Source organism: Kitasatospora sp. NBC_01300, from assembly GCF_041435235.1.
GTDB lineage: Bacteria > Actinomycetota > Actinomycetes > Streptomycetales > Streptomycetaceae > Kitasatospora.
The window spans coordinates 553,585-578,005 of sequence record NZ_CP108409.1 but is presented as its reverse complement, the minus strand read 5'-3'; the positions used below and the strand labels follow the sequence as shown (position 1 = coordinate 578,005).

Annotated in this window: 19 protein-coding genes and 1 pseudogene; 13 read left to right on the top strand and 7 right to left on the bottom strand. The window is 72.9% G+C overall.

What is annotated here, in order from left to right; all coding sequences use genetic code 11:
• Positions 1–175 precede the first annotated feature (175 nt).
• The 3 genes from OG556_RS36225 (at position 176) to OG556_RS36215 (ending at position 4,305) form a co-directional block, all read left to right on the top strand.
• Positions 176–2,209: an ABC transporter ATP-binding protein gene (locus tag OG556_RS36225; RefSeq protein ID WP_331743968.1), complete on the top strand. Its 2,034-nt coding sequence runs from the start codon at positions 176–178 to the stop codon at positions 2,207–2,209.
• Entirely contained in the window at positions 2,206–2,856 is a 651-nt protein-coding gene (locus OG556_RS36220) for a 2'-5' RNA ligase family protein (RefSeq protein ID WP_331743965.1), read from the top strand. Before OG556_RS36225 ends, OG556_RS36220 begins: the two co-directional genes overlap by 4 nt.
• A 186-nt stretch (positions 2,857–3,042) precedes the next feature.
• Complete coding sequence (locus OG556_RS36215; protein ID WP_331743963.1) at positions 3,043–4,305, top strand: serine hydrolase; 1,263 nt, start codon at positions 3,043–3,045, stop codon at positions 4,303–4,305.
• A 63-nt stretch (positions 4,306–4,368) separates the two neighbouring features.
• Here the strand turns inward: OG556_RS36215 and OG556_RS36210 are convergent, their stop codons facing one another.
• Positions 4,369–6,015 carry an FAD-dependent oxidoreductase gene (locus OG556_RS36210; protein ID WP_331743960.1) on the bottom strand — a complete coding sequence of 549 codons (1,647 nt, stop codon included), beginning with the start codon at positions 6,013–6,015 and terminating at the stop codon, positions 4,369–4,371.
• Positions 6,016–6,074: 59 nt separating this feature from the next.
• Here OG556_RS36210 and OG556_RS36205 point away from each other — a divergent pair, with 59 nt between their 5' ends.
• Complete coding sequence (locus OG556_RS36205; RefSeq protein WP_371523092.1) at positions 6,075–6,731, top strand: TetR/AcrR family transcriptional regulator; 657 nt, start codon at positions 6,075–6,077, stop codon at positions 6,729–6,731.
• Positions 6,732–6,865: 134 nt separating this feature from the next.
• Here OG556_RS36205 and OG556_RS36200 read toward each other — a convergent pair whose 3' ends face one another.
• Complete coding sequence (locus OG556_RS36200) at positions 6,866–7,213, bottom strand: hypothetical protein (protein WP_331743954.1); 348 nt, start codon at positions 7,211–7,213, stop codon at positions 6,866–6,868.
• A gap of 240 nt (positions 7,214–7,453) precedes the next feature.
• On the opposite strand from OG556_RS36200, the gene OG556_RS36195 reads away from it, so the two are divergent.
• Both OG556_RS36195 and OG556_RS36190 read left to right on the top strand, forming a co-directional pair.
• The gene (locus OG556_RS36195) at positions 7,454–7,909 is read left to right on the top strand and encodes a transposase family protein (RefSeq protein ID WP_331743951.1); all 456 of its coding nucleotides are present in this window, start codon (positions 7,454–7,456) and stop codon (positions 7,907–7,909) included.
• A 239-nt stretch (positions 7,910–8,148) separates the two neighbouring features.
• Positions 8,149–8,490 carry a hypothetical protein gene (locus OG556_RS36190; RefSeq protein ID WP_331743948.1) on the top strand — a complete coding sequence of 114 codons (342 nt, stop codon included), beginning with the start codon at positions 8,149–8,151 and terminating at the stop codon, positions 8,488–8,490.
• 392 nt (positions 8,491–8,882) lie between these two features.
• Here OG556_RS36190 and OG556_RS36185 read toward each other — a convergent pair whose 3' ends face one another.
• Genes OG556_RS36185 through OG556_RS36165 form a run of 5 tightly spaced genes read right to left on the bottom strand, consistent with a single transcriptional unit; the run spans position 8,883 to position 14,400 of the window.
• Complete coding sequence (locus tag OG556_RS36185; RefSeq protein WP_331743945.1) at positions 8,883–9,920, bottom strand: ABC transporter ATP-binding protein; 1,038 nt, start codon at positions 9,918–9,920, stop codon at positions 8,883–8,885.
• On the bottom strand, positions 9,917–11,020 hold the full coding sequence (locus OG556_RS36180; protein ID WP_331743942.1) for an ABC transporter ATP-binding protein: 1,104 nt from the start codon (positions 11,018–11,020) through the stop codon (positions 9,917–9,919). The genes OG556_RS36185 and OG556_RS36180 overlap by 4 nt, the downstream gene beginning before the upstream one ends.
• Entirely contained in the window at positions 11,017–11,898 is an 882-nt protein-coding gene (locus tag OG556_RS36175) for an ABC transporter permease (protein WP_331743940.1), read from the bottom strand. The genes OG556_RS36180 and OG556_RS36175 overlap by 4 nt, the downstream gene beginning before the upstream one ends.
• Entirely contained in the window at positions 11,885–12,853 is a 969-nt protein-coding gene (locus OG556_RS36170; RefSeq protein ID WP_331743937.1) for an ABC transporter permease, read from the bottom strand. The genes OG556_RS36175 and OG556_RS36170 overlap by 14 nt, the downstream gene beginning before the upstream one ends.
• A complete protein-coding gene (locus OG556_RS36165; protein ID WP_331743934.1) occupies positions 12,850–14,400 on the bottom strand; it encodes an ABC transporter substrate-binding protein in 1,551 nt (516 codons plus the stop codon). Before OG556_RS36165 ends, OG556_RS36170 begins: the two co-directional genes overlap by 4 nt.
• A gap of 249 nt (positions 14,401–14,649) precedes the next feature.
• On the opposite strand from OG556_RS36165, the gene OG556_RS36160 reads away from it, so the two are divergent.
• From OG556_RS36160 to OG556_RS36130, 7 genes and pseudogenes are all read left to right on the top strand, one after another.
• A complete protein-coding gene (locus tag OG556_RS36160; RefSeq protein WP_331743931.1) occupies positions 14,650–15,252 on the top strand; it encodes a TetR family transcriptional regulator in 603 nt (200 codons plus the stop codon).
• Positions 15,253–15,430: 178 nt separating this feature from the next.
• Positions 15,431–16,222, top strand: a complete 792-nt coding sequence (locus OG556_RS36155) for a tyrosine-protein phosphatase (protein WP_331743928.1) — start codon at positions 15,431–15,433, stop codon at positions 16,220–16,222.
• A complete protein-coding gene (locus tag OG556_RS36150; RefSeq protein ID WP_331743925.1) occupies positions 16,216–18,009 on the top strand; it encodes a glycoside hydrolase family 3 N-terminal domain-containing protein in 1,794 nt (597 codons plus the stop codon). Before OG556_RS36155 ends, OG556_RS36150 begins: the two co-directional genes overlap by 7 nt.
• A gap of 192 nt (positions 18,010–18,201) precedes the next feature.
• Complete coding sequence (locus OG556_RS36145; protein ID WP_331743922.1) at positions 18,202–19,407, top strand: cytochrome P450; 1,206 nt, start codon at positions 18,202–18,204, stop codon at positions 19,405–19,407.
• A 295-nt stretch (positions 19,408–19,702) separates the two neighbouring features.
• A pseudogene (locus OG556_RS36140) lies at positions 19,703–20,767 on the top strand (type III polyketide synthase); the annotation flags it as partial.
• Between the two features lie 299 nt (positions 20,768–21,066).
• The gene (locus tag OG556_RS36135) at positions 21,067–22,752 is read left to right on the top strand and encodes a multicopper oxidase family protein (protein WP_331743920.1); all 1,686 of its coding nucleotides are present in this window, start codon (positions 21,067–21,069) and stop codon (positions 22,750–22,752) included.
• 264 nt (positions 22,753–23,016) lie between these two features.
• Positions 23,017–24,417, top strand: coding sequence for an alpha/beta fold hydrolase (locus tag OG556_RS36130; RefSeq protein WP_331743917.1), 1,401 nt, complete (start codon positions 23,017–23,019; stop codon positions 24,415–24,417).
• Positions 24,418–24,421: the final 4 nt, after the last annotated feature.

Sequence of the window (24,421 nt, the reverse complement as noted above, 5' to 3'; positions counted from 1 at the left end):
CCTGTCGCGCCAGTACGACCTGCGGCCACCCGCCACCCGCCGTCACCCACTCGGGTGATCCGGCAGGAGCCCGCCCCAACGCACGGGCGTGGCGTCGACACTGGGCATTCCAGCTCGAACAGCGCCCTCGATCCCGTGAGTTCCACTACCCCGTGCCCCCTGCGACAGGAGTGCCATGACCTCACCCAGCACGAACACGACGACGGACAACCTCCACGTCTCCGAGAGCGAACGCCTGCTGTTCGGCGGCCCGATGCGTTACGACTACGGCTGGGCCAAGCACGAGTTCGCCGGCGCCAGGGTGACGTTCTGGACGGTCGCCCGTCAGATGCCCACGTTCCTGCGGCTGGCCGGACGGATGGCCTGGGCCGCCGACCGTCCGGCGTTGGTGGCCCTGGTGACGGCCGAGGTGCTGCGCGGCGTCGCCGCCGCGGCCGCGCTGATCGCCACCAACCAGGCCCTCGGCCGGCTCCTCGCCCCGGGCGACATGGCGACCGTCCTCCGCTCGGCCGTTCCGGCGGTCGTTGCTGTCGGGGCCGTCGCCGCCCTGTCGGCCGTGCTCGCGGCCGTGTCCGGACTCGCCTCCGGACGCCTGGAACCGGCGGTGTTCCGGGCGGCCACCGTCGACTTCCTGGCTGTCGTCTCCCGCTCCGAGCTGGAGGCGATCGAGGACCCGGAGTTCCTGGCCGAGGTCGACTCGGCCCGCTGGGGTGCCGGGTCGATCCAGCACATCGTCGGCCAGGGCGTGTCCGTCCTGACGGCGGGTTTCGCCCTGGTCTCCGCCGCCGGAGTGCTGACCATCCTTCACCCCGCACTGCTGCCGATGCTGCTGCTCATCACCGCCCCGCGCGGCTGGGGCGCGGTGCGCACCGCGCGCCGCCGCTACCTGTCCACGCAGGCGATGCTCCAGCACAGCCGGGCCAGCGGCCTGCTCTCGGACATGCTGATCCGCCCCTGGTCGGCCGCCGAGGTCCGCGTCCACGCGTGCGGGCCGTTCCTGCTCGGGCACTACGAGCAGATGGCCCGCGCCGCCGAACGCGAACAGGCCCGTCTCGCGGGAGCGAAGGCCCGCACCGACCTGCTGACCGCCTCCCTCGCCGGACTCGCCACGGTCGGCGCGTTCGCCATGCTCGGCTGGCTGGTCAGCACCGGCTCCATGCCCCTTGCTGTCGCCGGCACGGCCGTCGTCGCCATCCGCACCGGCTCCGCCTCGATCTCCGGCCTCGTTTCCCAGATCAACTCCCTCTACGAGGAGTCCCTGTTCGTCGCCGACCTCGACCGGCTGCGCCGTCACGGCCACCGCCGCGCGATCCCCGTCGGCGGCACACCGCTGCCCGAACGCCCCGAGCAGATCCGCGTCGAGGACGTCTCCTTCACCTACCCGGGCCGCGACACCCCCGCCCTCGACAAGGTCAGCCTCACCATCGGCCGCGGCCAGGTCATCGCGCTGGTCGGGGAGAACGGCTCCGGCAAGTCCACGCTCGCCCACCTGCTGTGCGGCGTCTACCAGCCCCACCAGGGCCGCATCCGGTGGGACACCACCGACACCGCCACCGCCGACCGCGCCCAACTGTTCGCCGGCATCGCCTTGTTGGCCCAGAACTTCCAACGCTGGTCCTTCACCCTGCGCGCCAACCTCCTCCTCGGACGACCCGACGCCCCCGCCACCCAGCAGCAACTGGAAGCCGCCGCCGACTACGCCGACCTCCACCCCGTCCTCGCCGAACTCGACCGAGGCTGGGACACCCTCCTCGCCAAGGGCTTCGAAGGCGGCGTCGGCATCTCCGGCGGGCAGTGGCAACGCGTCGCCATCGCCAGGCTGCGCCACCGCATGACCACCCCCGCACCGGACGGCCGCCTCCCGCACCTGATCGTCGTCGACGAGCCGACCAGCGCCATGGACGCCAAAGCCGAAATCGAGGCCTTCGAGAAGATCCGCGCCCTGACCGAACTCGGCGTCAGCATCGTCCTGATCACCCACCGCCTCGCGGCCACCGCGCAGGCGGACCGCATCTACGTCCTCGACCACGGCCGCCTGATCGAGGAGGGCACCCACGACGAGCTGATGGCCAAGCCCTCCGCCTACTCCGAGGCCTACCGGCTCCAGGCCGCCCAGTACGGCATCGGCGACCGCCTGCCCCGCCAGGCCACCACCGCACCCGACGCACCCGCCGAACCCGACGCACCCGACCGCCAGGAGACGAAGTGAAAGCGTTCCACCCCACCTTCGGCCGCCAGCCCTGGCCGGACGGCCTACGCGTCCTCCAGGTGTACGCCCTGCCCGACCTGCCTCCCGGGTCGGCGCTGCACACCCTGCTCGCCGACCTGCGCACGGCCCTCGCCGGCTTCCCCGTCCTCCCGGTGCCGGACGAGCGCGCGCACATCACCCTCGACATGCTCACCTCCGCCCCGGCCGACGCCATCACCGAAGCCGAACGACGGCACCTCGCCGACCAGTTGCGTGCCGCAGTCACCGGGACGGGACCGGTCTCCTTGCAGGCAGGCTCGCCGATCGCCTACCGCACGGGAGTCCGCCTCGACCTCCACCCCGACGGCGAACTCGCCGCTCTCCAACACCGCGTCCGCGCCGCCGTCCACCAGGTCTTCGGCCCCGACTCCACCGACTACCCGCTCGGGGTCCTCCACACGACCGTGGGATACGCCGCCGCCGACACCGACACCGACGAACTCGCCCAGGTCATCCACCGAGTCCGGCCCGGCCACGCTTCCTTCCGCGTGAGCCGGATCATCGTCAACGAGGTCTACTGGCGTCCTGCCCAACTGCCCGGCCGCACAGGCTTGATCGGCCAGCAGATCTGCTGGAACACCCTCGCCACCATCCGGCTCGACGGGTAGCCACCGGGTGGGCGGTGCCCGCTCGGGCGCGGCGGGCGATGAGAGCATTCGGCGCCGCAGCCGCCGGAGATCTCCAACTGGAAAGGTAACATCCCACGTGAACAAGTGCGCTTTGCAGCATCAGAGTTGACTCAATCGCCGAGAGCGGGCCCACCTCCCTCGGCCCCCACCCCGCGGAGGGGACGAATGACCGAAACACCCGGTACGGACACGTCACCGTCGACGGCCCAGGCCCAGGCCCAGGTGGACTGGCTTGTGGACGCCTCGGCACGGGCGCCGGTGACGGACGCCGAGATCCACGACCACATAGCCGCGCCGCTCCTGGCCGCCAGCGGCGGTCCGAACGCCTTCAATGCGGTGCTGCACCAACTGGGCCCCATCACCCTGCGCAGGATCGTCGAGTCGGGTCAGGATCACGCGCAGGCGGCGGTCAGTGGCGGTGACGGCGACTACCTTCTGCGGGTGCGCGTGGATCCCTCGGGTCTGGTGAACGATGTGAGCCTCACTCCCGACGAGGCGCCGCTCTCGTCGTGGACCCAAGTCGACGACATGCTGGGCGACTTGGGCGCCCGCGTGTCGTTCGCCGCATCGCGGATCGGCCCGGACGGGCGCTGCGAGCTGGTGCACGGCGTACGCGCCGACACCCAGCGGCCGATCGGCTCGGCGTTCAAACTGTACGTGCTGGGCGCGCTCGCACAGGCCGTCAGCGAACAACGGGCCTCCTGGGACGAGTCGTTGGCCATCCGCGACGACTTCAAGAGCCTGCCCTCGGGCCGACTGCAGGACTGCCCGGCCGGCACCACCGTCACGATGGCCGAGTTCGCCGACTGCATGATCTCTCTCAGTGACAACACCGCAACCGACCACCTCATCCACCGGCTCGGCCGTGACGCGGTGGTGCACCAGATGGACCTGTTCGGCCACCAACAGCCCCGGGCGAACATTCCGTGTCTGACCACCAAGGCGTTCTTCCAGCTCAAGGCCAACCAGTACCCGGCCCGCGCGGACGAGTACCTGGCACTGCCCGAACACCACCGCTCCGCCGCGCTGCGGGAGCTCGAACGACTCCCCCTGCCCGAGGTTCGCGAGACCTGGCCCCAGCCGAGGAAGATCGACCAGATCGAATGGTTCGCCTCGCCGATCGACATCTGCAACGCCTACGCGGCGCTGTGGCGGTTCGACCAACCCGAGATCGGGCACGCACTCACCCTCAACGACGACGGACTGAACCTGGCCCCGTCCCGGTTCCCGACCGTCTGGTACAAGGGCGGCAGCGAACCCGGGGTCATCACGCTGAACTACCTCGCACGCACGAGCGACGACCGCACGCTGGTCACCAGCCTGATGGTCTCGGACGCCGGTACGGCCCCTGACAAGGCCGGCACGGCGCTGAAAGGCCAGGCCGTCATCCGAGGCGCGTTCGACTTGCTGACCGCAGAGGGCGTGTGAAGCAGGAGAACTGTTCCTTGTGTTCCGGTAGGTCCCTCGCCGGTCGTGAGATCAGCCCTGAGATCAGCCCTGGGCCGCGCCGAGCCACCTGCCGAGCGCTGCGTCGAGCGCCTCGCCGAGCCCGTCCGGGGCGGCCTCGCCGCTGCCACCCGCCCAGGCGACGAAGCCGTCCGGGCGGACCAGCAGGGCGGCCAGCTCGGGCTGTTCGGGGCAGTGGGAGGTCACGATCCGCAACCGGTCGCGGTGGCCGTCGGCGCGGGCGCGCAGCTCGGGGTCGTCGGTGAGGTCCAGCAGCAGTGCGCGGCCGTCGTGCAGGTGGTCGGCCAGTGTGCTGCCGTCGGCGAGGACGAGGTCCGGCGCGCTGCGGCCCACCAGCGGGTGTTCGCCGGGCAGGTCGTAGCGCTGCCACACACCGGAGAGCTGCTTGACGAAGTAGGTGGTCCCGGCCGTGGTGTCGGCCAGTTGGGCGACGACGTTGCGCAGCGCGCCGCTGCGCGGCTCGGGCCGCATCAGCGCGACCTGCGCCCTCGTCCAGTCCAGGACCCAGGCGCCGATCGGGTGCCGCTCGGCGGTGTAGCTGTCCAGCAGGCCCTCTGGCGCCCAGCCCTGCACGGTGGCGGCGAGCTTCCAGCCGAGGTTGATCGCGTCGCCGATGCCGAGGTTGAGTCCCTGGCCGCCGAACGGGGAGTGCACGTGCGCCGCGTCGCCGGCCAGCAGCACCCGGCCCGCGCGGTAGGTGCTCGCCTGGCGGGCGTTGTCCGTGAAGCGGGTCGCGCTGTGCACCTTGGTGATCGTCACGTCCACGCCGCTGACGTTGCGCAGGCTGGCCTGCAACTCCTCGGCGGTGACCGGCGACTGGCGGTCCGCGGGCGGACCGTCGAACTCCACGGTGAGGATCCGGCCCGGCACCGGCCCGTGCACGTACGTCCCGACCGTGGTCCGGTTCCAGCCGGTGTTCAGGGCCTCGGAGCCGGTCATCTCCACCATCGCCTGGTGACCGGTGATCTCCGGGGCCGTGCCGGGGAAGTCGAACCCGGCGAGCCGGCGTACCGTGCTGCGGCCGCCGTCGCACCCGACCAGCCAGCCGGTTCGGATCGGCGCACCGCCGTCGGTGTGCACGGTCACCCCGTGCTCGTCGGTGTCGAAGCCGGTCAACTCCACGCCCCGGCGCAGCTCGACGCCCAGCTCGGCCGCGCGCTCGCCGAGCACGTGCTCCAGGGCGGCCTGCGGGACGAGGGCGGCCTTGTCGACGGGGCCGCGGTCGGCGAAGTCGGGGTCGTCGGCGGGGTCGAAGCGGTCGAGGCTCAGCATGATCCCGGCGAAGTGCCCGGCGATCCGCAGCGGCGTCCGCGCGGGCGCCGCGCTGTCGGCGGGCGCTTTGCCGTTGGTGGGCACTTCGCCGTTGGTGGGCGGCCCGCCCGGGCGGCGCTGCCGGGTGAACTGGGCGAACTTCTCCATCGCCTGCGCGTGGATGTCTTCGAGCGCCGGCAGCAGCCCGCGCCGGTAGAAGGCCTCCACGCTGGGCGTGTTGATGGAGCCCGCTTTGACCGTCTGGTCCACCTCGGTGAGCCGTTCGATGACCAGCACCGAGGTTCCGGCGAGCCGGAGCTCGCAGGCCAGCATCAGCCCGACCGGCCCGCCGCCCGCCACCACCACGTCGTAGTCCGTGCCTGCGTTCGGGCCTACGTCGGTGCCTGCGTCTGTGCGCATGTCCGTGTTCATGACTTCACTGTAGTCACTAAAAATATGTGGTGGATATAATTTCGGCCATGGATGCAGCCAGGACCCCAGACGCCGGCGACGAACCGCAGTCCCGGAACCTCACGATGCGTCAGCGCAAGAAGGCGCAGACCCGGCAGCGGATCTCCGGCGTGGCCACCACCCTGTTCCTGGCGCGCGGGTTCGACCAGATCACCGTCGCGGAGGTGGCCGAGGCGGCGGAGGTCTCGACCATGACGGTCTTCAACTACTTCCCGCGCAAGGAGGACCTCCTCCTGGACCGGATCCCGGAGGCCGTCGAGCTGTTCACGAGTGCGGTGCGCGAGCGCCCGGCCGCCGAGACCCCACTCGCCGCGCTGCATCGCCTGATTCTCGAACTCATCGACGAGGGATACCCGTTGGCGGCGCTGCGGGATCGCTTCACGGCCTTCTGGCAGGTCGTGGTGGACTCCCCGTCGCTGCGGGCGCGGGCCCGCGAGGGCGTCGAGGAACTGGAGGACGCGCTGGCCGAGGTGATCGCGCAGACCTCGCCGGACCCGCAGCCCCGGCTGACCGCCGCGCTCGCCGTCGCCGCCTATCGCACCGGCTGCCTCTCCTCCGCGGGCCGGATGCTGGCGGGGGAGAGCGCGGCGGCGGTCGACCCCGATCACCGGGCCCTGCTGGACGAGGCCTTCGGTGCGCTCAGGCGGGTGCTGCCGCTGTCGTAGCGCCATCGCCGTCGTAACGCCGCCGTGAGCACGAACCCGGACGGCGGACGGTAGACGCCGGGCGGCCGACAGGCCGAAGTGGCCTGCGGTCGCCCGGCCACCTGGGGTCGGTATGGCTGCTTTCGGGTCTGCGGTCAGCTCTCGACCAGGAAGGAGCGCGGGTGCGAGTTGAACCTGACCGAACGGCCGGCCGACACGCTGAACAGCGACCCGCCGGTGCAGTCCTCGCCCCAGTAGAAGCGGACCGTGCTGTCCGTCGCGTTGTTCACGCCTGACAGGGGCCCGTGTGCCTCCCCCGGTACTTCGTAGCAGCCGGGGGCCGGGTCGAGGTACGGCACGCCCGGGCCGACGCCCGATCCGTCGGGGAAGATCACGTTGTAGAACGTCAGGGTGCCCGTGGCGGCCTGGGCGGAGGTGGGGACGGCCACGGCCAGCGTCCCTGCGGCGATGAGGGTACCGATCGTCGTGACGAGGCGTCGCATGATGGGACCTCCGGTACGCCGGGTCGCCAGGTGCGACCCGTGATCGCAGCCAACGGTAAGGCTGTGTACGCGAATCGTCACCGGCGTGAAGGGGTGCGAACGGCGCGCGAAGGCCGTGCCCCTGCCGGGTGAAAGCCCGACAGGGGCGCCGTCCCGTCGGGCCTCCGTGTTGCCGATGACCTGCCAGGGCTTCGGCGTAGTTGGCTGACACCCGGTTTGTGGTGATCTGCTGGCTGGTGGGTGCCCTGGAGGCAGGACGGGCACGGCTTCCAAGATCATGGAGTTCTCGACGCCCCGCGACCTGCCTGGAAGACCGTGCCTGCCGGCGCGGCATCCCCGATCCCGCCTGCCCTTGACCAGCTACGCGAGCAGTCCGACGCCGCTCCCGGGGAGGTCCCCGGCCTGCTGGCGCGACTGGCCCAGTTACCGAACCCACGCGATCCGCGCGGTGTGCGGTGCACGCTGGCCGTCGTCGTCACCCTGACGGCGTGCGCGGTACTGGCCGGGGCGACCTCGCTGCCGGCGGTCGGCGAGTGGGTCACGGACGCGCCGCCGCACCGACCGCAAGACCGGCAAGACCACCATCGCGACCATCTACGCAGTCACCGGCCTGACCGCCGAACAGGCCACTCCCGCCCAGCTCGCGCAACTGATCCGGAACCACTGGAAGATCGAGGCCCTGCGTCACGTCCGTGACACGACCTTCGCCGAGGACGCCTCCCAACTGCGGACCGGGAAAGCCCCCGCGCCATGGCGACCTGGCGCAACCTCGCTGTCGGAGCCCTACGGCTGAGCGGCGTCAGGAACATTGCGGCCGGCCTCCGCCGCAACGCGCGCGGCACACGCCGCCCCCTCGCGCTCCTCGGCCTTGCGTGATCAGCTCTGGGCCAAACCCGGTGACACGTGTGTGCCGTACAGGGAGACTGGCGACAGACATGTACGAGCAGTCGAAGGCCGAAGGGCAAAGAGTGGCACTGGCGAAGAAGGGGTCCCGCCGCATTGCCGTCGACGGCGTCGAGTACCGCTGGCGAGTGAGCAGGAAACCGTGCTGCGACTACGACGGCATCACCTTGGGTTACATGGTGGAGGACGCGGTCCGTCCCGGAACGACGCTCGTTGTGGAGACCGGTCGGCCGGCCGTGCTCGAACCGAACATGCTGCCGGCTGAGGTCATCCTGCCGCGCGAAGTCGCCGCAGGTATTCGGGCCGGGCGGTCGAACGGCTGGCAGCCCAGCTCCAACGGTTCGCCGTTCAAGCTGCACCTCTCCGCTGTCTGACCGGGACGTACCGAAAGAGGCGCGGTAGCGCGGGCGGGCAACCGGTCTCCCACGGGATCCGAGTGTGGCGGGGCCTGGCCACGTGCTACGACGAGACGCCCGACAACTACATGGTGAGGCTCCAGCCGCGCGGATCGCGTGGGTTCGGTCCCTGGGCCAGTCGCTCCAGCAGGCCGGGGACCTCCCCGGGAGCGGCGTCGGACTGCTCGCGTAGCTGGTCAAGGGCAGGCGGGATCGGGGATGCCGCGTCGGCAGGCACGGTCTTCCGACAGCGGGGCCGACCGGCCGGCCGGCGGGAGGCGGGACGCGGGCCTGTCCGTGGTCGGAACGGGACGGGCCCTGGGCCGGGAGTAGGGCTCCCGGCCCAGGGGGCCCGTGCTGCGCCCGGCTGGTCAGATGCCTGCGGCAGTGCCGACCAGCGGCCGGTGGCAGGCCACCGTGCGGCCTGGTGCCACCTCCCGCAGCTGCGGCTCCTCGGTGGCGCAGCGAGCGTCGGCCAGGGGGCAGCGGGTGCGGAAGCGGCAGCCGCTGGGCGGGGCGAGGGGGGAGGGCGGGTCGGTGGGGAGGAGGCCGGTGTCGCGCAGTGGGCGGCCGGGTTCGGGGACGGCGGCGAGCAGGGCGGCGGTGTAGGGGTGGGCCGGGGCGGCGAGGACGGCCTCGGTGGGGCCGCGTTCGCAGATGCGGCCGAGTTGGAGCACGGCCACGTCGTCGCTCACCGCGCGGACCACGCCGAGGTCGTGGGAGATGAAGAGGCCGGCCAGTCCGCGTTCCTCGGTGAGCCCGCGCAGCAGGTTGAGCACGGTGGCCTGGGCCGAGACGTCGAGGGCGGAGACCGCCTCGTCGGCGATCAGGACGCGCGGTCCGGCGGCCAGGGCCCGGGCGATGGCGACCCGTTGGGCCTGCCCGCCGGAGAGCTGGTGGGGGCGGCGGTCGCCGAACAGGGCGGGCGGCAGGCCGACGGCCGCCAGCTGCTCGGTGACGACCTGCTCGCGGTCGCGGGCCGGGTCGGGGTGGGCGTCGAGGGGTTCGGCGACCAGGTCGCGGACCCGGCGGTGCGGGTTGAGGGAGGAGAGCGGGTCCTGGAAGACCATCTGGAGGCGGGGCCGGACGGCCCGCAGGGCGCGGGGGGAGAGGGTGGCGAGGTCGGTGCCGTCGAGGGTGACGGTGCCGGTGGTGGGCGGGGGCAGCCGCAGCAGGGCCTTGGCGATGCTGCTCTTGCCGGAGCCGGACTCGCCGACCAGGGCGAGGGTGCGGCGCGGGTGGAGGGCCAGGTCGACGCCGCTGACGGCGTGTAGTGGGCCGGAGCGGGTGCGGTGGACGACGCTGAGGCCGGTGGCCTCCAGGACGGGCGTTCCGGGAGGGGCGGCGTCTGGGGAGACGACATCGGGGGAGACGGCTTCGGGGTCAGCGGCGTCAGGGGCGATGGTCATGCCGCGGGCTCCAGTTCGTCGGACGAGGGGGAGGGCGAGGGCGACGGCGCGTCAGGCGGCGCGGTGAGCGGGAAGTGGCAGGCGGCGGTGTGGCCGTCCGCAGTGGTGTGGGTGGGCGGCGCGGTCGTGGTGCAGAGGTCCGTCGCCAGTTCGCAGCGCGGGGCGAAGGGGCAGCCGGGGGTGGGCCGGGTGAGGTCGGGCGGCGAGCCGGGGATCGCGGGCAGGGTGCGGCGCAGCGGGCCGGTGACCCGGGGTACGGAGCGCAGCAGGGCCGCGGTGTAGGGGTGCCGGGGGTGGCGGGTGACGGCCTCGGTGGGGCCGGTCTCCACGATCCGGCCGCCGTACATGACGGCGATCCGGCGGGCCCGCCCGTACAGCAGGCCGATGTCGTGGGTGATCAGCAGGGTGGCGAGGCCGCGGCTGCGCCGGTGGTGGTCGAGCAGGTCGAGGACGGTGCGCTGGACGGTGACGTCGAGGGCGGTGGTGGGTTCGTCGGCGAGCAGCAGGGCGGGTTCGCCGGCCAGGGCGGCGGCGATGCCGACGCGCTGGCGCAGGCCGCCGGAGAGCTCGTGCGGGTGGGCGCGGGCCCGTCGGGCGGGGTCGGGGACGTCGACGGCGGCGAGCAACTCGGTGGCGGTGCGCAGCCGTTCGCGTCGGGAGAGTCGGCGCCGATTGGTGAGGGACTCGGTGACCTGGTCGGCGATCCGGACCACCGGGTTGAGCGAGGTCATCGGGTCCTGGTGGACCATGGCGATGCCGGTGCCGAGCAGTTCGGCGCGGCGGGTGCGGGAGGCGGCGAGCAGGTTCTCGCCGTTCAGCCGGATTTCGCCGGTGGCGACGGCCCTGGTGGTGCGGGACTCGACGCCGAGGACGGCGCGGGCGAGCACGGACTTGCCGGAGCCGGACTCGCCGACCACGCCGAGGCACTCGCCGGCCGCGATGGTGAGGCTGACGCCGTGCAGGACGTGCAGGGTGCGGCCGTCGGGGGTGTGCAGGACGGTGTCCAGCGAGCGGACGTCGAGCACCGGGACGCCGAGGTCGGGTTCGTCGAGGGCAGGAGAGTCGAGAGCGGGGGAGTCGAGGTCGGGGGCGGAGGTCATCCGCGCGCTCCCTTCGGGCCGGCGGGACCACCCGAACGCAGGTGCTCCCCGAGGTAGTTGAGGGCGAGGACGGTCAGGCAGAGCACGGCCGCGGGCGCCAGCGAGATCCACGGCGCGCTGCCGAGGGCCGTGCGCCCCTCGGCGATGATGCCGCCCCAGGAGGGCTCCGGCGGGCGCAGCCCGAAGCCGAGGAAGCTGAGCGAGCCCTCGGCGACGATGGCGACGGTGGTGGCGGTGAAGGCGAAGGTGAGGGCGACCGGCACGACGTGCGGGACGATCTCGCGGCGCAGGATGCGCAGCGGGGCGGTGCCGAGCATGCGGGCGGCCTGGACGAAGCCGCGTTCGCTGAGCGAGAGCACGACGGCGCGCACCACCCGGGTGAAGTGGGGGACGGTGAACAGCCCGATCAGCGTGCCGATCACGGTGAGGCTGGGGCCGCGCAGCGAGACCACGATCATCACCAGGATCAGGCTGGGCACGGACATCAGCAGGTCGGTCGCGAAGCCGATCGCCTTGTCGAGCGGGCCGCGGAACCAGCCGGCGGCGAGGCCGAGCGTTCCGCCGCCGAGCAGGCCGACCAGGATGGTGAGGGCGGCGACGGTGAAGGAGGCGCGGGCGCCGGCGACGGTGCGCTGCAGGACGTCCCGTCCGGCGCTGTCGGTGCCCAGCCAGTGGCCGGGGCCGGGGGCGGCGGCGGGGTGGGCGAAGTCGCCGTGCAGCGGGTCGAAGCCGGGCAGCAGGGGCAGCAGCAGCGCGGCGAGGGCGACGACGGCCAGCCAGGCCCCGGCGGCGAGCACGCCGGCGGGGGGCCGCCGGCGGCGGGTGGAGCGCGCCGGGACCGTCTCGACGGTTACGACGGTGGTCTCAGCGGTGCTCATGGGCGATCCTCGGGTCGATCGTGCGGTACAGCAGGTCGACCGCGAAGGTGGCCGCGACCACGCCGAGGGCGCTGACCACCACCACGGCCTGGACGACGGGGAAGTCCCGGCCGGAGATGGCCCCGGCGGCCAGGCTGCCGACGCCGGGCACCGCGAACAGCGACTCGACCAGCACCGAGCCGCCCAGCGAGGTGCCGATGCCGATGCCGACCAGGGTGACCAGCGGCAGGCTGGAGGGCCGCAGGGCGCGGCGCAGCAGCAGCCGGGTGGTGCCCATGCCGCGGCTGCGGGCGGCGGCGATGTACGGCTGGTCGAGGGTGTCGAGCAGTTGTCCGCGCAGGGTGCGGGTGAACACGGCGGCCTCGGTGAGGCCGAGGGTGAGGGCGGGCAGCACCAGGTGGCGCAGGTTCTCGGCCGGGTTCTCGGTGAACGGGGTCCAGCCGGTGGCGGGCAGGATGCGCAGCTGGACGGCGGCGAGCCAGATGAGCAGCAGGCCGAGGGCGAAGCCGGGGACGGCGAGCCAGCCGAAGGTGCCGGCGGTGGCGATCCGGTCGAAGGTGCCGCCGGGGCGCCAGGCGGAGAGCAGGGCGACGGGCACGGCCAGGGCGAGTGCCACCACCTGGGCGGCGAGGAAGAGTTCGAGGGTGACGGGGATGCGGTCGGCGAGTTCGGTGGTGACGGCGGCTCCGGTGGACAGCGAGTGGCCGAGGTCGCCGTGCAGGGCGTCGGCGATCCACTGCCAGGTGGCGGCGAACACGTTGCGGTCCAGGCCGAGCCCGGCCTCGTAGGCGGAGATCTGCTCGGGGGTGGCGGTGGGGCCGAGGGCGGCGACGGCGGGGGAGCCCGGCATCAGGTGGGGCAGGTACAGGGCGGCGACGGTGACCAGCAGCAGTACGGCCGCGGCGCGGCCGAGCCGCCCGCCGTGGCGCAGCGCGGTGCGGGTGCGGGGGGTCACCGCTTCACCCACAGGGGGGCGGGGGAGACGTTGAGGACGGTGCGCTTGGACAGGTCGGGCAGTCCGCCGACCTTGGCGCCGGCGAGGAAGCCGACGGTGTTCTCGGTGAGGAAGGCCATCGGCACCTCGCCGATGACCCGTCGGGCGGCCTGCTGGTAGGCGGCCGCACGCTGGGCGGGGTCGGTGGAGGAGCGGCCCTCGGCGATCGCCTTCGAGGTCTCCGGGTCGGACCAACCCATGAAGTTGTAGGGCGAGTTGGGCAGGTAGAGGCTGGTGAGCGCGGTGTCGGTGTCGCCGAACATGCTGGTGGGGAAGTCGATCACCTGGAACTTGCGCTGGAGCATCGCGGTGCCCAGGCCCGCGGCGTCGAGCGGCTTGATGGTCACCTTGATCCCGGCCTCGCCGAGCATCTGCTGGAGCACGGTGGCGCGCTGCTGGCCCTCGGGGCGGCTGTCGACGAGGTAGTCGAAGGCGAGGTCGGGGTGGCCGGCTTCGGCGAGCAGGGCCCGGGCCTTGGCCGCGTCGTGGGCCGGGTACTCGGGGGCGGTGCGGTACGGGGAGCGGGAGCCGATCGGGCCGTCCGAGACGGCGCCCTGGTCGAGGGAGACGACCTTCTCCACGGCCTCGCGGTCGATCGCGTACTGCACGGCCCGGCGGACCCGCACGTCGTCGAAGGGCGCCGACGTGGTGTTGAAGACCATGGTGGTGGTGGCGCCGGGCCCGGTGGCGCGGCGCAGCCCGTCGGCGGAGGCCTGCTTGAACTGGCTGGGCGTCTCGGTCCAGATCAGGTCGGTGTCGCCGGAGCGCAGCGACTGGTAGCGGCTGTCGGTGTCGGTGAGCACCCGGTAGACGAGCTTGTCGGCGTGGCCCTTGGTGCCCCAGTACGCGGGGTTGCGGGCGAGGGTGACGGAGACTCCGGGCTGCACGCTCTCCACGGTGTACGGGCCGGAGCCGACGGCGGGGGAGTCGCCGGCCGGGGCCTCGGAGACGTAGCCGAGGGAGCGGGTGAACAGGTTGGGGAAGGCGGCGTCGGGCGCCTTGAGGGTGAAGGTGAGGGTGGTCGGGCCGGAGACGGTGGTGGCGCCGATGGCGGCCGCGTCGATGGCGCAGGCGCACTTGCTCTCCGGCTTGGCGAGCCGGGTGACGTGGTCGGCGACGGCCTGGGCGTCCAGCGGCTTGCCGTCGCTGAACTTCACGCCCTCGTGCAGGTCGAGGGTCCAGACCGTGGCGTCCGCGTTGGGGGTGAAGGACTTGGCGAGGTAGGGCTGGACGGCGCCGTTGTCGCCGTTGACCATCAGCGGGTCGTACAGGGCGTTGGCGAGGACCATCATCGGCATCGAGGTCAGGGTGCCGTCGGCCGGGTCGAGCTTGGCGAACGGCCGGTCCAGGCCGATTTTGAGCGTGCCGCCGTCCACGGCCGGGCCGTCGTTCGCCGCGCCGGTGTTCCCGGCGCCGGCGCCGGAGACCGCGTCGTCGGAGGCGGAGCAGGCGGTGAGGGTGAGCGCGGTGGCGAGGGCCGCCGATGCCAGGAGGTAGTGCCGCTTCATGGTTCCTCGGTTCGGGGGAGGGAGGAGGGGGGAGTGGGGGGCAGCCAGAGGAAGTGCGGCCGCCGACGCCCCACACCATTCCGGAAGTGGCAGTACTGCCAAAAGGCAGTTGTGCAAATTCCAGATGACGGAACCCGGAAGAGTCGGCGCTCGCCTTGAGCGAGCCCGGTCGGCCGTGATTCTGTACAGACAGCCGCCCCCTCGGCGGCCCCATCCACACTCAACTCACCGAGAGGAAACGGAAGAACCATGCAGGGGACGGACACCGCGGCGGAGCAGGGCATGCGCGACCGCAAGAAGGCGCGCACCCGCGACAGCATCCGCACCGCGGCGCTCGACCTCTTCGAGGAGCAGGGCTTCGAGCGCACCACCGTGGACCAGATCTGCCGCCGCGCCGACATCGCCCACCGCACGTTCTTCCGCTACTACCCGGCGAAGGAGGCCCTGCTGTTCGGCTGGGACTTCGGCCAGGCCATCCTCGACGCCTTCGCCGCCGCCCCCGCCGAACTCCCGCTCTGGGCCGCGCTCGACCACGCGCTGACCGCCACCGGCGGCCGGCTGGAAGAGCCCGTCGAGCACACCGAGCGCCGCCGCCGGCTGCGCCGGAGCCTGATCGAGGTGAAGGGCTCCGTGCACAACTACGCCGTGGTCGTGATCGACGGCTTCACCGAACGCACCGTCACCATCGCGGCCGAGCGGCTCGGCGTCGACCCGGCCACCGACCTGCGTCCGACCGCGCTCGGCGCGCAGTTCGGCGGCATGGTGCGCCACCACGTCCTGATCGCGTCCGAGACCGGCACGGTGGCCGACTGGCACAAGGCCTACCGGGACGTGCTCGACACCGCCGGCTGACCCGAGCCGACAGCCCTACTCCCTCGTAGACCCCCAGACCCTGACACCCCGACACCACCGGGCGATGCCGCCGGCCGTCCGGACGGCACCGCACGCCCTCTTCAGCCCCCTCCCCCCCCCTCGCGCGGCCCGCCGCGCACCTTCACCACCTGCTCCGCACTTCCTGAAAGGCCCCCGCATGTCCCTGGTCAACTTCCGCGACCCCTCAGCGCTCGCCGACCCCGCGAGCCGGTGGATCCGTCCCGGCACCCTGTTCCGCTCCGCCCAGCCCTTCCCCGCCGCCGACGAGGCCGTCGTCGCCCAGCTGCGCGAGCACGGCATCACCACCGTCGTCGACCTCCGGGGCGCGTCCGAGAGCCGCCCCGAGGACTGGGCCGCCGCCGAGGCCGCCGGCATCGCCGTCGTCCCCGCCCGGGTCGAGCCGACCAACGACGAACTGGCGCGGGCCATGCGGGCCATGACCACCGCCGAGGACCTCGGCGCCTTCTACCTGCTGATGGCCGAGTCCGCGCCGCAGGGGCTGGCCGCCGCCGTCGAGGCCACCGTCCGCCCGGGCGCCGTGCTGGTGCACTGCGCGGCCGGCAAGGACCGCACCGGGCTGCTCACCGCGCTGCTGCTGGAACTGCTCGGGGTGCCCGCCGAGGAGATCGTCGCCGACTACGCCCGCACCAACGAGGCGATCGAGCAGATCTGGGCCGGCCTCGCCGACCGCAACCGCGCCGCCCTCAACGAGGTCGAGGCCGGCCGGATGGTCGTCCCCGCCCCGCTGCTGGAGGCCCCCGCCGGGGCGATGAGCACCTTCCTCGACCTGGTCCGCGCCGAGCACGGCGGCGCCGAGGGCTTCCTGACCGCCTGCGGGGTCCCCGCCGAGACCCTGGACGCCTTCCGCGCCAAGGCCGCCGCCCGTACCGAGGCCGGCACCGGCGCCCGTACGGCCGCGTCGAACACCGCCGAGGTGACGGCATGCTGACCCTGCTGCGGCACACCGACGGCACACCCTTCCGCGACCTCAACCACAACGGCACCATGGAGCCCTACGAGGACCCGCGGCTGCCCGTCGAGGAGCGGGTCGAGGACCTCCTCACCCGGATGACCTTGCAGGAGAAGGCCGCGCTGATGCTGCACGGCCGGATGCTCCCCGGCGACCAGGGCCCGTTCCCCTCCGGCGCCCGCCTGATCGCCGAGCGCGGCCTCACCCACTTCGCCATGATGGCCGTCCCCGACCCGCGCGCGATGGCCGAGTGGAACAACCACGTCCAGGACCTCGCCGCGGCCGGCCGGCTGGGCATCCCCGTCACCCTCTCCTCCGACCCCCGGCACGGCTTCACCGCCAACCCGGCCACCGCCCACACCGGCGGCGGCTTCAGCACCGGCCCCGAGCCGATCGGCCTCGCCGCCACCGACGACCCCGACCTGGTGCGCCGCTACGCCGACCTGATCCGCCGCGAGCTGTGCGCCGTCGGCATCCGGGTCGCCATCCACCCGATGGCCGACCTCGCCACCGAGCCCCGCTGGGCCCGGATCAGCGGCACCTTCGGCGAGGACCCGGAGCGTGCCTCGCGGATGATCACCGCCTACATCGAGGGCCTCCAGGGCGGGCCGATCGGCCCGGACAGCGTCGCCTGCATGACCAAGCACTTCCCCGGCGGCGGCCCGCAGGCCGGCGGCGAGGACTCGCACTTCGCCGCCGGACGCCGACTGGTCTACCCCGGCGGCGAGTTGGAGACCCACCTGCGCCCCTTCGAGGCGGCCTTCGCCGCGGGCACCGCGCAGATCATGCCCGCCTACGCGATCCCCTCCGGCAGCGGCCTCGCCGAGGTCGGCGCCAACTTCAACCGGGACGTCATCACCGGCCTGCTGCGCGGGCGCTACGGCTTCGACGGCGTGGTCTGCACCGACTTCAACGCCATCACCGGCATGGACGTCCCCGGAGTGGTCACGCTGCCCCCGCGGCACTGGGGCGTCGAGGAGCTGTCCGTCGCCGAGCAGGTCGTGCTCACCCTGGACGCGGGCGCCGACCAGCTCGGCGGCGAGACGGACCCGGAGCTGATCCTGGCCGCCGTCCGCTCCGGCGCGGTCACCGAGGCCCGGCTCGACGAGTCGGTCCGCCGCATCCTGCGCGACAAGTTCCGCCTCGGCCTCTTCGCCGACCCGTACGTCGACCCGGAGGCCGCCGCCGACCTGGTCGGCGCCCCGGAGGGCCGGGCGCTGGGCCGCGAGGTCCAGCGCCGCTCGGTCGTCCACCTGGCCGGCGAGCCGCGCACTGCCACCCGGCTGTACGTCGAGGGCATCGACCCCGCCGCCGCCGCCGGGTACGGCACCCTGGTCGAGGACCCGGAGCGGGCCGAGCTGGCCGTGATCCGCCTCGCCACCCCGTACGAGCGGCGCGAGGGGATGTTGGAGCAGCACTTCCACAGCGGCTCGCTGGAGTTCGAGCCGGCCGAGGTCGCCCGGCTCACCGCGCTGGCCGCCACCGTGCCCACGGTGTTCGCCGCCCAGCTGGAGCGGCCCGCCGTGCTCACCCCGCTCGCCCCGCACGCGGCGCTGCTGATCGGCGAGTTCGGCGCCGCGGACGAGGTCGTGCTGGACGCCGCGCTCGGCCGGGCCCCGATGACCGCGACGCTCCCGTTCGACCTGCCCCGCTCGGACGCCGCCGTCGCCGCCTCCCGCGAGGACGTGCCCTTCGACACCCGCGCCCCGCTCTTCCGGCACGGGCACCGGGCCACCGGGGAGAATCGGGCCGCCGGGGAGGGCTGAGTCACCAGGGGCCGGGGCCTGCCGCCGACCGGTGGCAGGCCCCGGCCGCGGGTGGAGCCGAGCCGCTGATCGGACCGGATGAATTACCGGCGCTCTCGCCCCTCCACCGGTGTGTGCGGCCGCGCGATCGGGTACCGGTGCATTTCGTCCCCTCCCCCATCCGGCCCGCGCGGCCCAGACCTGGAGGTCCGCATGTCCACCGACTCCAGCGCACGGAACTGCCCGTTCGACTTCGCCGAGACCCTGGAGTTCGACCCGACGCTCCGGCAGCTCATGAACGAGGCACCGGTCAGCCGCATCCGCCTGCCCTACGGCGAGGGGGAGGCCTGGCTCGTCACGGGGTACGACGACGTGCGCACGGTCACCACCGACCGGCGGTTCAGCCGCCACGCCATCGTCGGCCGGGACTTCCCGCGCATGACCCCCGAGCCGATCGTCCAGGCCGAGGCGATCAATGTCATGGACCCTCCCGCCAGCGCCCGCCTGCGCAGCCTGGTCTCCAAGGGCTTCACCCCCGACCACATCGAGCGGATGAGGGAGCGCACCCAGCACGTGGTGAACGAGCTGCTGGACCGCATGCGGGACCAGGGCCCCCCGGCCGACCTCATGGAGCACCTGGCCCACCCGCTCCCGCTGATCACGATCTGTGAGGTCCTGGAGATCCCCGAGGCCGACAGCGCCCAGCTGCGCGCCAACGCCCGGACGATGATGGACGTGAGCCTGGCCAACAAGCCCAACGCGGTACGGGCCAAGGCCGACCTGCGGGCGTACTTCGCCGAGCTGACCGCCGAACGGCGCAGGAACCCCGGCGACGACCTGATCAGCGTGCTGGCCACGGCCCGTGACGGCGACGAGGTCCTCGACGAGAAGGAACTCACCGTGATGGCCATGGTCCTGCTGATCACGGGCCAGGACACCACGACGTACGAGCTCGGCAACCTCTCGTACACCATCCTCAGCCGCCCCGACGTGCTCGCCGCCCTGCGCGAGCGGCCCGAGACGCTCTCCCGGACGCTCCAGGAGCTGCTGCGCTTCATCCCCTTCCGCAAGGGCGTCGGCATCCCTCGGGTGGCCCTCGAGGACGTGGAGCTGAGCGGGGTGACGATCCCGGCGGGGGACATCGTGCACGTCTCCTACCTGACGGCCAACCGGGACGGCCGCAGGTTCGACCGGCCCGACGAGCTGGACCTGGAGCGGACCAGCCCCTCCCACATGACCTTCGGCTGGGGCGCGCACCACTGCCTCGGCGCGCCACTGGCCGTCACCGAGCTCGAGGTCGCCCTCGGGACCCTGCTGGAGCGCTTCCCCAGGATCGCGCTGGCGAAGCCGGCCGCCGAGCTGGCGTGGAACACCACGTCCATCTGGCGCTATCCGCTGGCGCTGCCGGTCACCTGGTGACTGCCGGGAACACCGCGCATTCCGGCCCGCACACCCCGGGGTGTGCGGGCCGACATGCGGGACGGGCCCGCCTTCCGTAAATTTGGCTAGGTGGCCTGAACCAACTTTCGGCCAGCACGACCGTCCGTACCTCGATCGTCCGATCCTCGCTCGGTCGGCTCGTCGGCCGCTGAGTTGGGTCCCGCCCGGTGCGTCCCGCCGCCCGCGCCCTCCGCGCGTCCGGCTCGCAGCGGCTGCCGTCGAGTGGTGAAATCCCGCCCCGCCAGGGTCGCACCGGGAACACCGCTCGTCTGGAGGAAGTGCCGTGGCAGTTCTGTGCAAACCGGCGATAGACGTACCCGAGAACGTCATCACCAACGAGGAGACCATCGAGCTGGCGCGCAGGCTCCACCCCGACCATCCACAGCTCGAACTGGCGCTGCGTCTCATCAAGAACACCGGAGTGCGCAAGCGGCACCTGATCCAGCCCATCGAGGCGGTGCTGAAGCATCCGGGGTGGGACGAGCGCAGTGCCGTCTTCGCGGCGGAGTCGAAGGCCCGCGTGCCGGCGGTGGTGATCAGGGCCCTCGATCAGGCCCAAGTGGACGCGTCCCAGATCGACTTGATCGTCTATGTGTCGTGCACCGGTTTCATGATGCCGTCGCTCACGGCGTGGCTGATCAACAAGTTGGGCTTCCGGCCGCAGACCCGGCAGCTGCCGATCGCCCAACTGGGGTGCGCGGCCGGCGGCGCGGCGGTGAACCGGGCCCATGACTTCTGTTCGGCCTACCCGGGCGCCAACGTGCTGATCGTGGCCTGCGAGTTCTGCTCGCTGTGCTACCAGCCCACGGACCTGGGTGTGGGCTCGCTGCTGTCCAACGGCCTGTTCGGCGACGGGATCGCCGCCGCCGTGGTCCGGGGCGAGGGCGGGACCGGAATGCGGCTGGAACGCAACGGCTCGTACCTCATCCCGGACACCGAGGAGTGGATCTCCTACGCGGTCCGTCCCACCGGATTCCACTTCCAGCTCGACAAGAGGGTGCCGGGGACGATGGAGCCGCTCAGCCCGGCCCTGCGCGCCGTGGCGGAGCAGCACCACTGGGACGTGGGCACGCTGGACTTCTACATCGTCCACGCCGGCGGCCCACGGATCCTGGACGACCTCAGCCGCTTCCTGGGGGTGCCGCCCGAGGCGTTCCGCTTCAGTCGGGCCACCCTCACCCAGTACGGCAACATCGCCAGTGCGGTCGTGCTCGACGCCCTGGCCCGGATGTTCGACGAGAAGTCGGCCCTCGAAGGCCACCAGGGGCTGCTGGCCGGGTTCGGCCCGGGGATCACCGCCGAGATGTCCCTGGGCACCTGGGCGTCGCCCGAATCCTGAACGGCGGACGCGGGGCCGGGCACCTGATGCCCGGCCCCGCGTCCGCCGTTCAGGGGGTTGGGGGGCCGGGCGCTGGGTCAGGGCCCGGGCAGGTGCGGTCGCGCTGCGGAGCGCGCGAAGCTCGCCGATACTGAGCCAACGGGCAGTGACGGAACGTCGCGTCGACGCTACGGTCCGACACGCCCGGCCCGCGCCGTCGTGCGCGCGGCGGCCGCCGAGCAGGGCCGCCGGAAACCACGACCGGCGACCACTGGCCCGGCGGCGTACCGCCCGCCCGGCCCTGGACGGAGAGACCGGGAATGCTGAACCGACGAGACCTTTTGAAAGCCGCCGCGATAGGCGGCCCGGCGGTCCTCTTCCCCTGGGACCGCGCACCGGGCGGGGCCCGGGTCTCGTCCCCGGCGTTGACGGCCGCTCCGCCCACGCAAGCCGCTCCGGTCGCGCACGCCGCGCCGCCCAGGTCGGAGGCCAAGCGGTCGGCCGCCCGGATCACCCCCTTCGAGCACGCCATGCCGGTACCCCCCGTGCTGAACCCGGTGTCGCGGACGGACTCCTCGGACCTGTACCGGCTGCGGATGGCCGACACCCAGGCGGAGATCGTCAAGGGGCTGCTGACCACCGTCCGGACCTTCGGCGGCTGCTTCCCCGGTCCGACCATCCGGGCGGTCAGAGGGCGGGAGGTGGTGGTCCAGCAGACCAACGACCTGCGCGTGCACACCTCCGTCCACCTGCACGGCGGCCAGGTGCCCTCGCGCTACGACGGCCTGCCGATGGACCTCCTCCAGCCCGGCGAGACCCGCGAGTACCGCTACCCCAACGACCAGGTGGCCGCCTCGCTCTGGTACCACGACCACGCGCACGAGCTGGAGGCCGAGAACGTCTACCGCGGCCTGGCCGGCGCCTACCTGCTCAGCGACCCGTACGAGAGCGGCCTGCCGCTGCCGAGCGGCGAGTTCGACATCCCGCTGCTGATCCGGGACGCCCGGATCGAGACCGACGGCAGGCTGGTCTACACCGACCCGTACGCGTGCCCGCACATGCTCGTCAACGGCAAGGAACGGCCCTACTTCCAGGTGGCCGCGCGCAAGTACCGGCTGCGGGTCTTCAACGTCTCGCCCAACCGCCATGTGTCGCTGCGCCTCGCCGACGGCCAGCCGTTCACCCAGATCGCCTCGGACGGCGGACTGCTCGCCGCGCCGGTGACGGTGCGCGAGCTGACCCTGACCGGCGCGGAGCGCGCCGAGATCGTGGTCGACTTCGCCCGCTACCCGGTCGGCGGATCGGTGGTGCTGGAGAACACGGCCGCGCTGGAGAGCGAGCGGACCGAGGTGCTGCGCTTCGACATCACCCGGACGGCCGAGGACCGGAGCCGGATTCCGGACGTCCTGGCCACCCTGCCGCCGATCCCGAAGGCGACGGTGCACCGGGAGTTCGCGCTGACGACCTTCCCGGACGCCAGGATCAACGGGCGCAAGTACGACCCGAAGCGGACCGACGTGCGGACCAGCGTCGGCAGCAGCGAGATCTGGACGATCCGCAACCACCTCACCCGCCCGCCGGCCGGGGTCTTCCACGCCCCCCACTCCTTCCACACCCACCTGGTGCAGTTCCGCGTGCTGGACCGTGACGGGGTGCCGGTCGGCCCGGCCGAGGCCGGGCTGAAGGACACCATCACGGTCCACCCGGGGGAGAGCGTCCGGATCGCCATGACCTGGGGCCAGTACCCGGGCGAGTACGTCTACCACTGCCACCACATGGTGCACTCCTCGCACGGCCAGATGGGCCGGATCGACGTGCTGCCCGCGGGATCGAAGGACGCCGGCCGGGAGTCGGACGACGCCTTCGCCGACTCGTCCCGGCCCACCGGAGCGTCGCCGGCCGGATCCTCGGCGGTGGGAGCCGGCCGACGGCGGTGGCGACGGCGCAACCGGCACCACCATCACCACCACGCGGGCCACCACCGCCGGCACCGGGGCGTGCGGTGAACCCGGAACCGAACGGCGAGCCGGCCCGGACGAGGGGTCGAGCCCGGCGGACGGCTCCGGGCGGCGGTCTACGCTCGCCGTCCCGACGGTTGGCGACGTACCGATGCTGAACCGGCGGCGTCCCAGAGTCCGGGATACCGCCGGCCGCGGTTCCGTCCGCCTTCCAGGTCGAATCCGGCCCGGACGCTCGCCTTCGAAGTGCCGCGGGGCGCAGGCTGCTTCCGTGACCGCGTCAGCCCGGGCGCGGCGAGCGGAAGGACGAACATGACGAGCACGCGCGGCCGCATCGCCGCTCTGCTGGGCGCCGTCGCGGTGGCCGCCGGGACCACCCTGGCCAGCCCTGCGGCCGGCTTCGCCGCCACGGCCGGACCGGCCCGCGCCGGCGTCGGCGGGATCACCGGCCAGGCGCCCTGCCCGGACGCACCCGAGTTCACCTGCGGGACCCTCACCGTCCCGTTCGACCACAGCGGCGCCACCCCCGGCACCCTCGACCTCCAGGTCGCCGTCACCGGCAACACCACCGCCCCCAAGGGCGACCTGCTCTTCCTCACCGGCGGCCCCGGCCAGCCCGGCGTCCCGACGATCAAGCGCATGGCGGGCAAGCTGGCACCCGTCCTCAAGGACTACCGCCTGGTGATGTACGACCAGCGCGGCACCGGCCGGGGCGCGCTCCAGTGCCCGGGCCTCCAGGAGGACATGGGCTCCTCCGACCTCGCCGTGCCGCGCAAGCAGTCGATCGCCGACTGCGCCGCCGCCCTCGGCCCGAACTCCCGCCACTACAGCACCGCGGACACCGTCGCCGACATCGACCTGCTGCGCCGCGCCCTCGGCGACCGGCGCCTGACCCTGGACGGCGTCTCGTACGGCACCATCGTCGCCGAGCGGTACGCGCTCGCCCACCCGTCGCGCGTGGCCCGGCTGGTGCTCGACTCGGTGGCGCCGCAACAGGGTTTCGACCCCCTCGACCTGGCCGCGATGCCCGCGACCGCCCGGATCCTGCGGGCCGCCTGCCGGGCCACCGGCTGCACCACCGACCCGGCTGCCGACCTCGCGGCCACGGTTCGGCGCTACGGCAACGGGGCGCAGGTTCTGAGTGCGCTCACCGGCTACGAGTTCATCGACCCGGAGTACGGCGGGGTCCCGGAGATCCTGCACGAGGCCGCCGCCGGGCAGCCCGCGAAGCTCCAGGACTTCTTCGACCTGGTCCACCAGCAGGTCGACGCCGCCCCGGCGGAGGAGCTCAGCCAAGGGCTGCACTCCGCCGCCCTGTGCGCCGACTCGCGCTTCCCGTGGGGCAGCACCGACACCCCGGTCGCGGGCCGCGCGGCGGCGCTGGAGCGCACCCGGCAGCGGCTGACCGCCGAGCAGACCTGGCCGTACGACCCGGCGACCACGACCGGGCTCGGCAGCCTCCTGGTCTGCCTCGACTGGCCGCGCGAGCAGGTGCCGCCGGCGCCGTCGGCCCACCGCAAGCTGCCGGACGTGCCGGTGCTGCTGCTCGGCGGTGACCGGGACCTGGCCACGCCGTACGAAATGCTGTACGAACAGGCGAAGTTGGCGCACAATCCGGAGATCGTGATCGTGCCCGGGGCGGCGCACTCGGTGCAGAACCGGGCGGCGAACCCGGCCGGACGGCAGGCGGTGTACGACTTCCTGCTGAAGTAGCGGG

Coding starts and splice junctions, on each gene's coding strand:
- OG556_RS36145 (WP_331743922.1), top strand. CDS start 18,202: ATGTCCACCGACTCCAGCGCACGGAACTGCCCGTTCGACTTCGCCGAG.
- OG556_RS36155 (WP_331743928.1), top strand. CDS start 15,431: ATGTCCCTGGTCAACTTCCGCGACCCCTCAGCGCTCGCCGACCCCGCG.
- OG556_RS36205 (WP_371523092.1), top strand. CDS start 6,075: ATGGATGCAGCCAGGACCCCAGACGCCGGCGACGAACCGCAGTCCCGG.
- OG556_RS36200 (WP_331743954.1), bottom strand. CDS start 7,213: ATGCGACGCCTCGTCACGACGATCGGTACCCTCATCGCCGCAGGGACG.
- OG556_RS36190 (WP_331743948.1), top strand. CDS start 8,149: ATGTACGAGCAGTCGAAGGCCGAAGGGCAAAGAGTGGCACTGGCGAAG.
- OG556_RS36225 (WP_331743968.1), top strand. CDS start 176: ATGACCTCACCCAGCACGAACACGACGACGGACAACCTCCACGTCTCC.
- OG556_RS36165 (WP_331743934.1), bottom strand. CDS start 14,400: ATGAAGCGGCACTACCTCCTGGCATCGGCGGCCCTCGCCACCGCGCTC.
- OG556_RS36210 (WP_331743960.1), bottom strand. CDS start 6,015: ATGCGCACAGACGCAGGCACCGACGTAGGCCCGAACGCAGGCACGGAC.
- OG556_RS36180 (WP_331743942.1), bottom strand. CDS start 11,020: ATGACCTCCGCCCCCGACCTCGACTCCCCCGCTCTCGACTCTCCTGCC.
- OG556_RS36160 (WP_331743931.1), top strand. CDS start 14,650: ATGCAGGGGACGGACACCGCGGCGGAGCAGGGCATGCGCGACCGCAAG.
- OG556_RS36135 (WP_331743920.1), top strand. CDS start 21,067: ATGCTGAACCGACGAGACCTTTTGAAAGCCGCCGCGATAGGCGGCCCG.
- OG556_RS36150 (WP_331743925.1), top strand. CDS start 16,216: ATGCTGACCCTGCTGCGGCACACCGACGGCACACCCTTCCGCGACCTC.
- OG556_RS36175 (WP_331743940.1), bottom strand. CDS start 11,898: ATGAGCACCGCTGAGACCACCGTCGTAACCGTCGAGACGGTCCCGGCG.
- OG556_RS36185 (WP_331743945.1), bottom strand. CDS start 9,920: ATGACCATCGCCCCTGACGCCGCTGACCCCGAAGCCGTCTCCCCCGAT.
- OG556_RS36215 (WP_331743963.1), top strand. CDS start 3,043: ATGACCGAAACACCCGGTACGGACACGTCACCGTCGACGGCCCAGGCC.
- OG556_RS36130 (WP_331743917.1), top strand. CDS start 23,017: ATGACGAGCACGCGCGGCCGCATCGCCGCTCTGCTGGGCGCCGTCGCG.